At 42.6% G+C, this 13,363-nt stretch carries 15 protein-coding genes; 5 read left to right on the top strand and 10 right to left on the bottom strand.

Annotation, left to right across the window (positions count from 1 at the left end; translation table 11 throughout):
- Nucleotides 1-10: 10 nt before the first annotated feature.
- The 7 genes from waaF to radC all read right to left on the bottom strand — a co-directional run bounded on the left by waaF (nucleotide 11) and on the right by radC (nucleotide 5,206).
- A complete protein-coding gene (waaF, locus tag OCV30_RS00795; RefSeq protein ID WP_065678240.1) occupies nucleotides 11-1,066 on the bottom strand; it encodes a lipopolysaccharide heptosyltransferase II in 1,056 nt (351 codons plus the stop codon).
- Nucleotides 1,063-2,013, bottom strand: a complete 951-nt coding sequence (locus tag OCV30_RS00790) for a glycosyl transferase family 90 (protein WP_065678241.1) — start codon at nucleotides 2,011-2,013, stop codon at nucleotides 1,063-1,065. Before OCV30_RS00790 ends, waaF begins: the two co-directional genes overlap by 4 nt.
- Nucleotides 2,014-2,221: 208 nt before the next feature.
- Nucleotides 2,222-3,031, bottom strand: a complete 810-nt coding sequence (mutM, locus tag OCV30_RS00785) for a bifunctional DNA-formamidopyrimidine glycosylase/DNA-(apurinic or apyrimidinic site) lyase (RefSeq protein WP_065678242.1) — start codon at nucleotides 3,029-3,031, stop codon at nucleotides 2,222-2,224.
- A gap of 2 nt (nucleotides 3,032-3,033) precedes the next feature.
- Nucleotides 3,034-3,618 (bottom strand): hypothetical protein, encoded by a 585-nt coding sequence (locus tag OCV30_RS00780; RefSeq protein ID WP_083994566.1) that lies wholly within the window; start codon nucleotides 3,616-3,618, stop codon nucleotides 3,034-3,036.
- 203 nt (nucleotides 3,619-3,821) lie between these two features.
- Nucleotides 3,822-3,989 carry a 50S ribosomal protein L33 gene (gene rpmG, locus OCV30_RS00775; protein ID WP_002535344.1) on the bottom strand — a complete coding sequence of 56 codons (168 nt, stop codon included), beginning with the start codon at nucleotides 3,987-3,989 and terminating at the stop codon, nucleotides 3,822-3,824.
- Nucleotides 3,990-4,002: 13 nt separating this feature from the next.
- The gene (rpmB, locus tag OCV30_RS00770; RefSeq protein WP_004728407.1) at nucleotides 4,003-4,239 is read right to left on the bottom strand and encodes a 50S ribosomal protein L28; all 237 of its coding nucleotides are present in this window, start codon (nucleotides 4,237-4,239) and stop codon (nucleotides 4,003-4,005) included.
- Between the two features lie 292 nt (nucleotides 4,240-4,531).
- Entirely contained in the window at nucleotides 4,532-5,206 is a 675-nt protein-coding gene (gene radC / locus OCV30_RS00765; RefSeq protein ID WP_012603038.1) for a RadC family protein, read from the bottom strand.
- A 223-nt stretch (nucleotides 5,207-5,429) separates the two neighbouring features.
- Between radC and coaBC the strand changes: the two genes are divergently transcribed.
- The 3 genes from coaBC (at nucleotide 5,430) to lpxL (ending at nucleotide 8,373) form a co-directional block, all read left to right on the top strand.
- Nucleotides 5,430-6,671 (top strand): bifunctional phosphopantothenoylcysteine decarboxylase/phosphopantothenate--cysteine ligase CoaBC, encoded by a 1,242-nt coding sequence (gene coaBC, locus OCV30_RS00760; protein ID WP_065678244.1) that lies wholly within the window; start codon nucleotides 5,430-5,432, stop codon nucleotides 6,669-6,671.
- 138 nt (nucleotides 6,672-6,809) lie between these two features.
- Complete coding sequence (slmA, locus tag OCV30_RS00755) at nucleotides 6,810-7,400, top strand: nucleoid occlusion factor SlmA (RefSeq protein ID WP_017100198.1); 591 nt, start codon at nucleotides 6,810-6,812, stop codon at nucleotides 7,398-7,400.
- Between the two features lie 22 nt (nucleotides 7,401-7,422).
- On the top strand, nucleotides 7,423-8,373 hold the full coding sequence (lpxL, locus tag OCV30_RS00750; protein WP_065678245.1) for an LpxL/LpxP family Kdo(2)-lipid IV(A) lauroyl/palmitoleoyl acyltransferase: 951 nt from the start codon (nucleotides 7,423-7,425) through the stop codon (nucleotides 8,371-8,373).
- A 132-nt stretch (nucleotides 8,374-8,505) separates the two neighbouring features.
- Here lpxL and pyrE read toward each other — a convergent pair whose 3' ends face one another.
- Both pyrE and rph read right to left on the bottom strand, forming a co-directional pair.
- Nucleotides 8,506-9,147, bottom strand: coding sequence for an orotate phosphoribosyltransferase (gene pyrE, locus OCV30_RS00745; protein ID WP_065106073.1), 642 nt, complete (start codon nucleotides 9,145-9,147; stop codon nucleotides 8,506-8,508).
- A gap of 106 nt (nucleotides 9,148-9,253) precedes the next feature.
- Nucleotides 9,254-9,970 carry a ribonuclease PH gene (rph, locus tag OCV30_RS00740; RefSeq protein WP_004735726.1) on the bottom strand — a complete coding sequence of 239 codons (717 nt, stop codon included), beginning with the start codon at nucleotides 9,968-9,970 and terminating at the stop codon, nucleotides 9,254-9,256.
- Between the two features lie 282 nt (nucleotides 9,971-10,252).
- Here rph and OCV30_RS00735 point away from each other — a divergent pair, with 282 nt between their 5' ends.
- On the top strand, nucleotides 10,253-11,119 hold the full coding sequence (locus OCV30_RS00735) for a YicC/YloC family endoribonuclease (RefSeq protein ID WP_004735725.1): 867 nt from the start codon (nucleotides 10,253-10,255) through the stop codon (nucleotides 11,117-11,119).
- A 184-nt stretch (nucleotides 11,120-11,303) separates the two neighbouring features.
- The gene (locus OCV30_RS00730; protein ID WP_065678246.1) at nucleotides 11,304-12,536 is read left to right on the top strand and encodes a tyrosine-type recombinase/integrase; all 1,233 of its coding nucleotides are present in this window, start codon (nucleotides 11,304-11,306) and stop codon (nucleotides 12,534-12,536) included.
- Nucleotides 12,537-12,619: 83 nt separating this feature from the next.
- Here OCV30_RS00730 and ptuB read toward each other — a convergent pair whose 3' ends face one another.
- The gene (gene ptuB / locus OCV30_RS00725; protein ID WP_141678270.1) at nucleotides 12,620-13,360 is read right to left on the bottom strand and encodes a retron Ec78 anti-phage system effector HNH endonuclease PtuB; all 741 of its coding nucleotides are present in this window, start codon (nucleotides 13,358-13,360) and stop codon (nucleotides 12,620-12,622) included.
- Between the last annotated feature and the right edge of the window lie 3 nt (nucleotides 13,361-13,363).

Genomic DNA, 13,363 nt, shown 5'->3' with positions numbered 1-13,363 from the left:
ACGACCTTATTTATATTTTGCCTTGGGAAATAACATCAAACTGCTCAATAGCACTAATGACTCTACTCGGCATTAACTCAGTTAGGCACTTTAGGTGCTGCTTGGGACAAGTTCGTTCAAAGCAAGGTCGGCACTCAATATCGGTATTGATGATCGCCAGTTTGTTGGTTAGCGGAGGCGTATATTTAGGTGAACTAGAGCCATAAACAGCCACGACATTACAGCCCACCGCGGCGGCCACATGCATCAACCCAGAATCATTGCTAACGACAGTACGACAAGCCCCGATCAAGTCTACAGCCTGAATTAAGCTCGTATCTCCAGCTAAATTGAAGCAATGCTGCTGCATATTAACAGGGACTTGTTCGATTATCTTTTGGGTTACTTCACGATCTTTAGCCGAGCCAAACAACCACACTTGGTAACCTTGCTTTATCATCGCTGTCGCTGCTGTTGCAAAGTGATTATCAGGCCAACGTTTCGCAGGGCCAAACTCAGCACCAGGACATAAACCAAGGATAGGCCTTTGATTGTTTAAACCAAATTGCTCCATAGCCTCTTGTTGGCTGGAGTCAACAACTTGTAGGCTTGGAAAAGGTAATGATGACAATTCACCTAAACAACCACTACCCGTCATTTCAGCTTTAGGGTGCGCTAACGCTACATATCGCTCTAACATGTATTGAAACGCTTTTTTATTGGTTCTAACGTCATTAAGCAAACCAAAACGCATTTCACCTTTCCAGCCAACTCGTTCAGGAACGCGTGCAAACAGGGGAATTAAAGCTGATTTCGCGGAGTTAGGTAATACGTACGCTTTATCGTACTGTACTTCCCTCAACGATTTGCCGATCTTATAACGAGATTTCAGATCAAATTGCCCATGCCCTAGTGGCATTTCAAGAGCTTGATTGACTTGTGGCATTCTTTCCAAAATAGGCTTACACCACGCTGGCGCTAAAACATCAATTTTTGCGTCAGGATACTGTCTTTGCAACTCAATATATAAGCCTTGAGACATGACCATGTCTCCAACCCATGACGGGCCAATAATCAGAATTTTCATTTGTCTTGCTCGTTAATAGCGTGTTCGTTAATAGCTTGGCCAGATAGTCTAAAATATTCTTGAAGTGTTTTAATGCAAACCAATTTTTCTAGTTGTTCATCTTGGAAAGGAGCAAGGTATTCATGCGCATTTTTGATCATCTGTTCAGACTCTTTAGGGTTGTCTAAATAGTATTTGATTTTTTGCTCAAAATCCGACCAGTCATCCTTCACCTCTACATAATGTATGCCTGGCTGCAGAGTGCCTTCCATAAACCACGTTTCAAATTTCATTTTTGGAGTAACGACAAGTGAGTTTGAAGACATTGCCCATTTCAAGTTTGATGCAACATCGTTCCCTTCAAGACAAATAATGAATTTGTATTGAAGCTGCTCTTCTACTGTCATAAATGGCTGTTGCCACTCTGGGTGTTGCTCTGAAGTATTCGATTGACCTGCATTCATCAGTGGATGACCATACAGAGTTTCCATAAAACGAATTCTGTGTGGTTGAGTCACGGCACCACGAAACACAGCCATATTTTTTTTATCAGAAAAACTTAAGCTATCATCCACGAATCGGAAATGACGACGCTTATCTAATTTAAATAGTACAGAGTTACTATTGTTCCCATCAATCGGACGAGCTTTAAATAAAGTTGGAACTGGCTCTATATGCGTTTCATCACCAAAGTAGTAACTGAAACGAAAGTACTTTGGAAAATAATGAAGAAACTCTTTAAGATCAAAGAAATAAGATGTGTAGCCTTTTCGAGAATAATTACTAATCTCGCAGCTTAGACTAGCCTTATCAAAGTCGCCGAGCCCTTTCACATAATAATTTACTCTGCTTTTTATATAGTCAGCTTGACCGGAATATGACTTTTCCAGCTTTTCAAACTGTTTTGAAAAATACAAACGAGGTGCGATAGAGAGCAAGGCATGTTTTAGATAATAAAATATCTTCATAGTTTCTCTTTATATTTTATTTTTGCGTAATGTAACGAAGGCAAAGTCAGCAGCCATAGGTAAGGAATTATCAACAAAGCTCTAGAGGTAGACTCTGCCTTTAGAAATGAAGACGACAAATTCCACAATAATACCCGTAATTTTATCAGATAAAGTGCCCTAGACACAGCTTCAAGTGATATCAACTTCTGTATTGAGAAGGACACATCTATACCTGACAGCTAGAGCAATAAAACGTGTTTCTTTGCCCTATTTTAAGTTCCTGAATCAGCTCTTCACAGTTAGGACACTGTTCACCAGCCTTACCATAAACCTGCAGCTCTTGAGCAAAATATCCCGGTTTTCCATCCGCTTGGGCAAAGTCTTTTAGCGTTGTTCCACCCTGTCTGATAGCCGTCGTGAGTACTTGCTTGATCTCTTTAGTTAACAAGAGCCACTCTTGTTTTGTAACCTTACTTGCAGAGCGCAAAGGATTAATACGTGAAGAAAATAGCGCTTCATTGGCGTAGATATTACCCACACCGACCACGACTTTGTTGTCCATAATGAACTGTTTGACGGCGACCTTACGCTTTTCTGCTTTCTCAGCAATGTAATCGGCGTTGAAGTCGTCAGTTAGTGGCTCAGGACCAGAACCAAGTAATACAGTATGTATCTCATCAGGCGCCGACCATAACCACGCACCAAAGCGACGCGGATCGTTATAACGCAAGATCTTGCCATTGGTTAACTTAAGATCCACGTGATCGTGTTTTGCTGGCGGGAAATCGGCGTCTAACACGCGCAGTGAGCCAGACATCCCAAGGTGAACAATGGCTGTTCCGGTATCGGTTTCTATCAATAAATACTTAGCTCGGCGTGAGATAGAGCGAATCACCTGCCCTTCTAATCGCTTAAGTTCTTGAGGAATATCCCAGCGCAGCTTAGGCGTTCGAAAGGTAAGCGCTTTAATCTTCTCACCGACTAAATGAGGCGAGATCCCCATGCGGCTCACTTCGACTTCGGGTAATTCAGGCATAGTTAGTCGTCCGATTTAGGTGATTTGTCTGATATAGATAGCTTGTCTGCTTTAAAGAGATGGTCTGATTTAAATGAATCTTCTGAGCCAAAGCTTGGAAACAAGTAACTCTCTTCAATAGACACCGCCAACCACTGATCATTCCAGTTTTTTAGCAACCAGAACTGAGGCAGCTGATAATAAGTAATACGTTGTGGTTCTTCTTGATCTTGATACCACACCTCAATGGTGTGCGGGGTATTCAATTGTGGTGAGAGATCGGTATAGGTTTGAGAGTCAACTTCGGTGCCCACAAGTTCCTGCCATCTCTGTGACAACTCTTGTGCACTGGTAGTTTGAGGAAGCACTGTGTCTTTAAATTGATAAGCCCAATGATCGTCTTCGAGTACAACTGACCAATTAGCAAAATGCAAAGCTTGAAGCTCAGCTGTTGGATTTAAAAGAGAAGGATAAGAACCGCTGATCTTAACTTCAGGTTCAGGCTCGATAAGGTACGTTTTGATCAAAGTTGGAAGATTTAACACCCCAATAAAAGCGATCACACTGAACATGAGTATGTTGTTCCATCGACGTCCACGATATCTCATCTGATTCTGCTCATCTAATCTATTGAGTAATCAGTATATCGTGAAAGTGGCAATACTTTCTATGTTGTACGGTTTTCTATCTATCAGACGCTATATCACACAAGAATAATTGAGTAACTCAAATTTTAGATATAAAAAAACCCAGCTATAAGCTGGGTTTTTAATTTATTCTTCTATAAAAGAAGAGACAAAGGGGCTATCAATTACTTGATTTTAGCTTCTTTGTACATAACGTGCTGGCGAACTACTGGATCAAACTTTTTGATCTCAAATTTGCCTGGCATGTTACGCTTGTTCTTGTCAGTTGTGTAGAAGTGACCAGTTCCAGCAGAAGATACTAGACGGATTTTCTCACGAATGCCTTTAGCCATTGCTTAATTCCTCTTAAACGTTTTCGCCACGTGCACGGATATCAACAAGAACAGCATCGATGCCTTTCTTATCAATAATACGCATGCCTTTAGCAGTTAGACGTAGTTTAACAAAACGTTTTTCGCTCTCTACCCAGAAACGGTGAGTTTGTAGGTTCGGCAGAAAACGACGCTTGGTAGCATTGCGTGCGTGTGAACGGTTATTACCCGTTACTGGACGCTTACCAGTTACTTGACATACTCGGGACATGAATGTCTCTCCAAATCGTTTCAGCTCGATATCAACCTTGGTGGCCGAACCTCTCTATCAATTCTGAAAATAGAGGTAAAAACCATAATGGAAAATCCATTCAAGGCTATCAAAGGTCGCGTATTATACTAACTTGACATGCATTGCTCAAGACCCGAACAGATCCTTTTTAAGGATTTCGTGATCTTTTTTTGAACAGGGCAGCTATTTGAGTAATCAGAGCTGATTTAAGGTTCTAAAATGTGGGCGGAATGATAGCAGATTTAACGCAACTAACAACCTAAAATGTGATTCAAATCCATCCGCGCTCTGCAAAAGAGATAACTTCGCCATCTCCAACGACAAAATGGTCGAGAATTCGGATGTCCACTAGTGCCAATGCGTCGGTTAATCTACGTGTAATTCGCCTATCTGCTTGGCTTGGCTCTGCGACACCGGAAGGATGGTTGTGCGCTAGGATTAAAGCGGCAGCATTATGATGAAGTGCCCGTTTAACCACTTCTCTCGGGTAAACAGATGCTGCATCGATGGTTCCTTCAAACATCACTTCATCCTTTATTACTCTGTTTTGGTTATCTAGGAACAATATGTAGAAGGCTTCTCGCTGGCGATCACGCAATATACTCGAAAGATACAACTTGGTGTGACTTGGGCTAGTTAGTGCATCCCCTCGAGATAAAGTCTCGGCCAAATAACGTTGCGTCATCTCCAAAACAGCCTGCAACTGGACATATTTCGCCTGCCCCATCCCTTTATGGGCACAAAACTCAGCCTCCGTTGCAGAAAAAAGATGGCGAAGCGAACCAAAATCTTTGATCAACTTGTCTGATAGCTCTAAAACATTCATTCCTTGTGTGCCCGTTCGAAGAAATATAGCTAACAACTCCGCATCACTTAAGGAGTCGGGGCCTCTACTCAGTAACTTTTCTCTTGGCATCGACTCAACAGGCATTTTACTTATAGGCATATAAAGGCTATCTAGGGTGATGAATACGATCCATCAGCCTAATCCGTTTGTCTACGGAGAGCTTCCACAGCTTTATAAAGAAGACTAATGCCTAGCAAAACCGTGTAATTGATAAGTTTGATAACATCAACTTGATGAGTGTCAAACCTGTTCCAATTCTGCTTCTAGGCACTAATCCTTTGTTCTGATATCGTTAGTCCCAGAGAAATTAAGGAACAGAATCATGCAAACATTGGTTAATCAACTGGATAACGCTGACCAACAAGGCCTAGCTGGAAAAAAAATCCTACTTGGCATTAGTGGTGGTATCGCTGCGTATAAATGTGCCGAACTGACTCGACGCTTAATCGAACGTGGTGCGCAGGTACAAGTCGTCATGACTAATGCGGCTAAGGAGTTCATTACTCCTCTCACCATGCAAGCTGTCTCTGGAAGGCCAGTGTCTGATAGTTTGCTTGATCCTGCTGCTGAAGCTTCCATGGGGCACATCGAACTGGCGAAATGGGCTGACCTAGTCTTATTAGCACCCGCAACCGCAGACCTTATTGCGCGTATGACCGCAGGCATGGGTAACGACCTACTGACCACTTTGGTTTTAGCAACCGATGCGCCAGTTGCGGTATCCCCAGCAATGAACCAACAAATGTACAGCCACCCTGCGACTCAAGAGAACATCGCAACGCTAAAACGTCGTGGATGTGAAATCTGGGGCCCGGCAGCTGGTGAACAGGCCTGTGGCGATGTTGGTATGGGGCGTATGTTAGAGCCAATGCAACTGGTCCATCGTTGTGAAGACTTCTTCCAACCTAAACCTCTGACTGGCCGTTCGGTGTTAATTACTGCGGGTCCAACTCGTGAAGCCATCGACCCGGTGCGTTACATTACTAACCACAGCTCAGGCAAGATGGGCTATGCACTGGCTGAAGCGGCCGCGAAACAAGGCGCAACAGTGACTCTAATCAGTGGCCCTGTTTCATTAGCGACGCCAAACAAGGTTAATCGCATTGATGTAGACAGCGCACAACAGATGTTTGATGCCGTGAATGCCAATGCTGCTCAGCATGATATTTTCATCAGCTGCGCTGCGGTTGCCGATTACCGCCCGGAGGCCATTGCAGACCAGAAGCTTAAAAAAGTCGATGGTAAAGATGACATGACCATTCAAATGGTTAAGAACCCAGACATTGTGGCTTCCGTTGCCTCAATGACCGAAGATCGTCCATTTACTGTCGGCTTCGCAGCAGAAACTCAAGATGTCGAGAAGTATGCGCGCGGAAAATTGGAAAGAAAGAACCTCGATATGATTTGTGCTAACGATGTTTCTGTCGAAGGCCAAGGCTTTAATAGTAGTAGTAATGAGTTACACCTTTATTGGAAAGGTGGCGATAAATCTCTACCTCTAGATAGCAAAGACTCTCTTGGTTTCCAGATCCTTAATCAGATCCAACAGCTTATTGACGTATAAACGCACAATTTTACCCTGACAATACGCTGACACCTCTCGATTCTGTTGACCTAGGTCTTACAAAACTAGGAACAGAATTGAATGGTGTTTATAATCCTTCTTCACTCAATCCTCATCTTTAGGAAAGGAAGTAAATAGATGGCCGGTACTCGAAAATCAAACCGTCGTGAAGAAATCCTGCAAGCTCTAGCACAAATGTTGGAATCGACCGAAGGTGCTTCTCGTATCACAACGGTAAAGTTGGCCAAGCAAGTTGGTGTTTCTGAAGCTGCGTTATACCGCCACTTCCCAAGCAAAGCTCGCATGTTTGAAGGCTTGATCGAGTTCATTGAAGAAGCGTTGATGTCTCGAATCAACCGTATTCTAGATGAAGAGAAAGACACACTAGAGCGCATACGCCTAGTGCTACAACTTATCTTGGTTTTCTCAGAACGTAACCCAGGCCTGACTCGAATTTTATCTGGTCATGCTCTAATGTTTGAAAATGAACGCCTACGCGATCGCATCAATCAGCTTTTCGAACGTATTGAGACGCAACTTCGTCAAATTCTACGAGAAAGAAAGCTTCGCGAAGGGAAGTCATTCCCGGTTGATGAAAAAATCTTAGCGGCTCAATTGTTAGGTCAGGTTGAAGGAAGTTTAAATCGATTTGTTCGCTCGGACTTCAAATATCAACCGACAGCGAACTTTGAAGAGTATTGGGCACTTCTGAGTGCACAAATCGAATAGTAATCAGCATTAAGCCAAATATATGAACAAAACCACATATGATAAGCCTGAATTTTCACTCTTACTGCTTCACCCTAAATACTGGCCCGTATGGCTAGGCTTTGGGTTGTTGGCTCTAATTGTTAACCTGCTACCTTACCGTGTGTTGCTCTCCTTAGGGCAGCGACTTGGCTTACTAGGCGTGCGTTTTGGTAAAAAACGGGTTGATATTGCAACTCGTAATATGGAGCTGGCCTTCCCTGAAAAGCCCATAGAAGAAATAAATCAATTAGTTAAAGAAAACTTCAAAAATACTGGATTAGCCTTGATTGAAACCGGCATTACTTGGTTTTGGCCTACGTGGCGATTTAAAATGCTATTGGTTGATAAAGATACCTCTGCAATGAGAGCTCACAGTAAAAATGGCAAAGGCGTTCTACTTTGTTGTGTGCACGCTCTCAACCTTGAAATTACCGGACGTGCTTTTGCTATAATTGGACTTCAGGGATACGGGGTTTACCGTCCGCATAATAATGCAGCATATAATCTCATTCAGTTTTGGGGCAGAACTCACAATGGCAACAAGACAATCGATCGTAAAGATGTGAAAAAGATGATACGTGTTCTGCGTAACGGAGATCGCCTATTCTATCTCCCTGATCATGACTACGGTCGCAATAAATCTGTATTCGTACCTTTCTTTGCAGTAGAGGATGCAAGCACCACCACTGGAACCAGCATTTTGGCTTACACCAGTCGATGCGCGGTCGTTATTGGGTCTGGCTTTAGAAATGCCGACGGAAAATATGAAATCATGGCCGACGAATCAATCGAAGATAACTATCCGCAGAAAGATGAAAAAGCGGCAGCAGCGTATATGAACCGCTATCTTGAGAAGATTATCTTAAGAGCCCCAGAACAATGGATGTGGCTACACAAGCGCTTCAAAACCATGGAAGATCCAGAAGCGGAAAAAGGCATTCGTTACAAGTAAGCGAGCCTTGTTCTGTCCAATAAGATTTAAGTAAAAAAATGCCCGAAAGAGTTTCATCTCTCGGGCATTTTTCTTTTTAATCTCTAAACCTAAGGCACTAAACTATTAGGTTCAACTTCTTCAGTTTAGGAATTAGATTCCGTATTGAGCTCGGTACGCTTTCACTGACTCAAGATGTACTGCGTCGGTGCCTTTCTCTTCAAGAAAAGTCACTAAGTCAGTCAGGCTAACGATTGAGATAATTGCACAACCGAAGTCACGCTCTACTTCTTGAATCGCAGACAACTCACCTTTGCCCTTCTCTTGACGGTCAATCGCAACTAGAACACCCGCTAAGTCAGCGCCGTTTGCTTGGATGATTTCCATCGACTCACGGATCGCAGTACCTGCAGTGATCACGTCATCCACTAACATGATACGACCTTCAAGTTCGCTACCCACTAGGTTGCCACCTTCACCGTGGTTCTTCGCTTCTTTACGGTTGAAGCAGTAAGGCGTGTCCACATCGTGGTGATCCGCCAATGCAACCGCTGTTGTTGTTGCGATTGGGATGCCTTTGTATGCAGGGCCAAATAGTACATCGAACTCAATACCCGAATCTGCCAATGCTGCTGCGTAGAAGCGACCTAAACGCGCTAAGTCGCGACCTGTATTAAACAATCCAGCATTGAAGAAGTAAGGGCTCTTACGGCCAGACTTTAAAGTAAACTCACCAAACTTAAGTACTTCTTTCTCTAGTGCAAATTCAATAAATTCACGTTGATATGCTTTCATGTTCTTCCTCTACGTTTATTCAATAAAACTTAACTTACGCTCTGCACTACCCTTTCGGGTTTTACAGACAAAAAAATAGCTCCTTGTGAAAGGAGCTATCTAAAAACTAGTCGGCCAACGCAGCTTTCTGCGCTTCGACGATATCGGTAATGCCCTTATTCGCCAGGGCTAAAAGCTGCATCAGCTCTTCGTGGCTGAACGGTTCGCCTTCTGCGGTGCCTTGAATCTCAATCATCTTACCGTCTTCCGTCATTACAACGTTCATATCGGTATCGGCTGCTGAGTCTTCAACGTACTCAAGGTCACACAGTGCTTGTGCACCAACGATTCCCACTGAAACTGCCGCTACGTGGCCTTTCATTGGGTTCTTTTTCAGTTTGCCGCTTGCTAGTAGGCTGTTGATAGCATCAGCCATTGCAACGCTTGCACCTGAGATAGAAGCAGTACGAGTACCGCCGTCTGCTTGGATAACATCACAATCGACAGTGATCATGATTTCACCCATTACTTTCAAGTCAACAACAGCACGTAGGCTACGAGCGATCAGACGTTGGATTTCCATCGTACGACCACCTTGCTTACCGCTCGCCGCTTCACGACGGTTACGAGTGTGCGTCGCACGTGGAAGCATGCCGTATTCAGCCGTTACCCAACCCTTTCCTTGGCCTTTCAACCAACGCGGTACGTTTTCTTCTACCGTCGCATTACATAGAACTTTAGTGTTGCCGAACTCAACTAATACAGAACCTTCAGCATAAGCAGTGTAGTTACGAGTAATTTTAATTGGACGAATTTGATCTACAGCGCGGTCATTTGGACGCATTGGTATCTACCTTATTAACAGTCTGAAGTGATTTACTATCGAAAGAGTGCATCACCTAAGAAAGGGGTGAGACAGTTTTGATTGGGGCAAGATTATATAGCAGTTTATCTTTCAAATCTATTTACCATTCAAAGTGGCCTACTACTTAAGGCGACTTACGACTCAAAGATACTTACCGTGAAGGCTATTTATAACGGAAAATCGACAAGCTTCGGGAGCACACCATATCGTGATACTATGCGTGCGCGTTATTTTCAGAATGATAAAAGACAGGAAAATTCGATGATTTATAGTATGACCGCGTACGCGCGCAAAGAAGTAAAAGGCGATTGGGGTACAGCAGTATGGGAAATCCGTAGTGTAAACCAACGCTACCTAGAAACTTACTTCCGTATGCCTGAACAGTTCCGTGGTTTAGAGCCAATCCTACGTGAGCGTTTCCGTAAGCGTCTAGCGCGCGGCAAGGTTGAATGTAACCTACGTTTTGAAGCAAACCCAGCAGCGAAAGGCGAGTTAAGCATTAACGAAGGTTTGGCTCAGCAAGTAATCAATGCTGCGAACCAAGTAATGACGATGACAGGTGAAGACAGCCGTCTGAACCCATTCCAAGTCATGAATTGGCCTGGCGTGATGGAAACGCCAGAGCAAGACATGGATGCCATCAACAAAGATCTTTTGGAAGCATTCAACGATGCTATTGCAGAGTTCATTGACGCTCGTGCTCGTGAAGGTGAAAACATGAAGGCGCTCATCGTACAGCGCTTAGATGCAATCACTGAAGAAGTCGTGAAAGTTCGTGCACGCATGCCTGAGATCCTAGAATGGCAACGTGAGCGTCTTCTTACCAAATTTGAAGATGCGAAAATTGAACTTGAAGGTTCTCGTGTTGAACAAGAGCTTATCCTACTGGCTCAGAAGTCAGACGTAGCAGAAGAGCTAGACCGTCTAGACTCTCACGTGAAAGAAGCAAATGTAGTATTGAAAAAAGGTGGCGCTTGTGGCCGTAAGCTTGACTTCATGATGCAAGAGTTCAACCGTGAATCAAACACGCTAGCATCTAAGTCTATCAGCACAGACATCACAGCATCGGGCGTTGAGCTTAAAGTTCTTATCGAACAGATGCGTGAGCAGATCCAGAACATTGAATAGGGTTTCACAACGCTTCACACTAAATCTAAACATCTAATTTAAAGGGATTCTTTTTGAATCCCTTTTTCATTCCGGTTCACAAAGTTTCTTAATATTTCATTTTAATGGTGGCAGATTGGGTGACAGGCAATAGAGTTATCAGCTACAGTTAGTATATCTGCCACCAAATTGATAAGTTGCTCATATGCAAGATTCTGAACTAAAAAAACTTCAAAAACTCGGTAAGCCCGTTAAAAAGAGTTTAGGAAGAGGTCTCTACTTCCGAGTTAGTGCAGAAGGCACCGGATTTTGGATTCTGAGGTATAGCATCAATAAAACTAGGAAGGAGTTCACTCTTGGTAGATATGGAAGCAGGGCTGATGAAATATCCCTTAAAGATGCTAGAGATAAAGCGGCAGAAACAAGAGTAAAAATCAATCAAGGCATAGATCCACTTGCAGAAAAAAAACGTCTGAATCGAAAAACCTACATCACTGTGAACAACATAGCTGAGAAATGGTTAAGTATATGTGAACGTGAACTAAAAAACCCACAGATACCACGACGAGTGTATAAAAAAGAAATCGCCCCTATGATTGGAGATCTCTCGATAAAGAAAGTTGAACCTCTAGATATACTCGCTATCGTCGACAAAATTAGCCAGAGTGGACGCCCTTCTATTGCCAACGATGCTCTCGCCTACTGTAAACAAATCTTTAATAGAGCGATTAAGGAAGGAGCTATTAAGTTTAACCCCGCTGGTGCGCTATCGATTAGAGATGCAGGAGGTAGTGAGAAATCTCGATCTAGGAGTCTATCTTTTAAGGAACTTGAGATAACCCTGAATGCAATGAGAGAAAACCATCATGTGTTTAACAGAGATAATTATCTAGCATTCTGCTTACTTGTAACTCTGGGCATTAGAAAAGGGGAATTAATTGCAGCTAAATGGAATGAATTCAACTTTGAAACCAAAACTTGGCATCTCCCAGAGGAGCGGACTAAAACAGGTAAAGCGATCTCTATCCCACTACCTGAAGAAGTATTACCTTGGTTCAGAGAGCTATCAATCAAAGCAAACGGTTCCGAATACCTATTCCCTTCTAGAAGATTTAGTAAACGTCGGGGGTATATCTCAGATGACACTCTGAATCATGCTCTAGCAAAACTATTTGGCAATCAGGGTTACATAAAAAAATCCAAGCGAGAACTTCCCAACATACTCGGTAATAAAGGGATTGATCACTTTGTTATCCACGATTTAAGGAGGACATGTCGTAGCTTATTAGCAGAATTGAGAGTGCTCCCTCATATTGCAGAGAAATGCCTTAACCACAAACTCAAAGGTGTAGAAAGTGTATATGACCATTATGACTATTTTAGTGAGAGAGCAGAAGCACTAAAAAAACTAGCAATACAGGTTTCAGATATAGCCTAAGTCGAGAGTGTAAGAAATATTAGTCACGCACAAGAGTTAACGAGATACTGATTTCAGCTACTAACGACATTTGATTATAGCATTCACAAATAACGTGCTGTAATCTTATTATCTAACAGTATCGCATCCCTGCTCGTTTGAAAAAATAGCGGTGAATCTCGCCTCCAACTAGCAACAAATCTTTCAATGATTCCCAAATCTCCATTTTTTCGAGCTTCTTTTATTTTATGTTGAAGTTGGCGAAATAATTTCAAACGAGCTTTGTTCAGACGGTCACAATTCAAATTGAAGACCTTTATTGTCTCCTCTACGAGTAATAACGTAGAACCATGCAAGTTACCCTCAATTACGATTTGATTACATTTGACTTCATTCGGGATTAACCTTCCAGATTCCTTTTCAAAAAAAAACAAAGCTTGATCACAAGGCATGTTCAAAGGCGAAAGTACTTTCCCATTCCAATCTTTATCTGTGACTTTTTTTACACCTTCAAAATGTGACTTGTGGGAATCACAACTTAAGTTCTCGGGAAGATCGTATTTCTCTCTATTTTTATAGTCTGTTCCGCCTAAACAGACACCTATAAGGTTAAACCAGTCTAAATGAACGTTATGCGTAGTGGAATGGTCCGATTTAGATCTAAAATGCTCTACTCTTTTATTATGAGGTTCTTCATCTTTTAAACTAATTTCGCAATACGCACATATTTCATATTGCTCTAAGAAAATTAGGTTTTTAATAACAGTATACGATTCACCATTATTGTGTGTTCTAAAGTCGTCCCATTCAGCATTGGGGAATTCAGAAGCATAGTCAGTGAGCATATT

The sequence above is a fragment of the Vibrio atlanticus genome (assembly GCF_024347315.1).
GTDB lineage: Bacteria > Pseudomonadota > Gammaproteobacteria > Enterobacterales > Vibrionaceae > Vibrio > Vibrio atlanticus.
The sequence above is the reverse complement of the archived record's forward strand: the minus strand, read 5'-3'. Positions and strand labels throughout refer to the sequence as shown.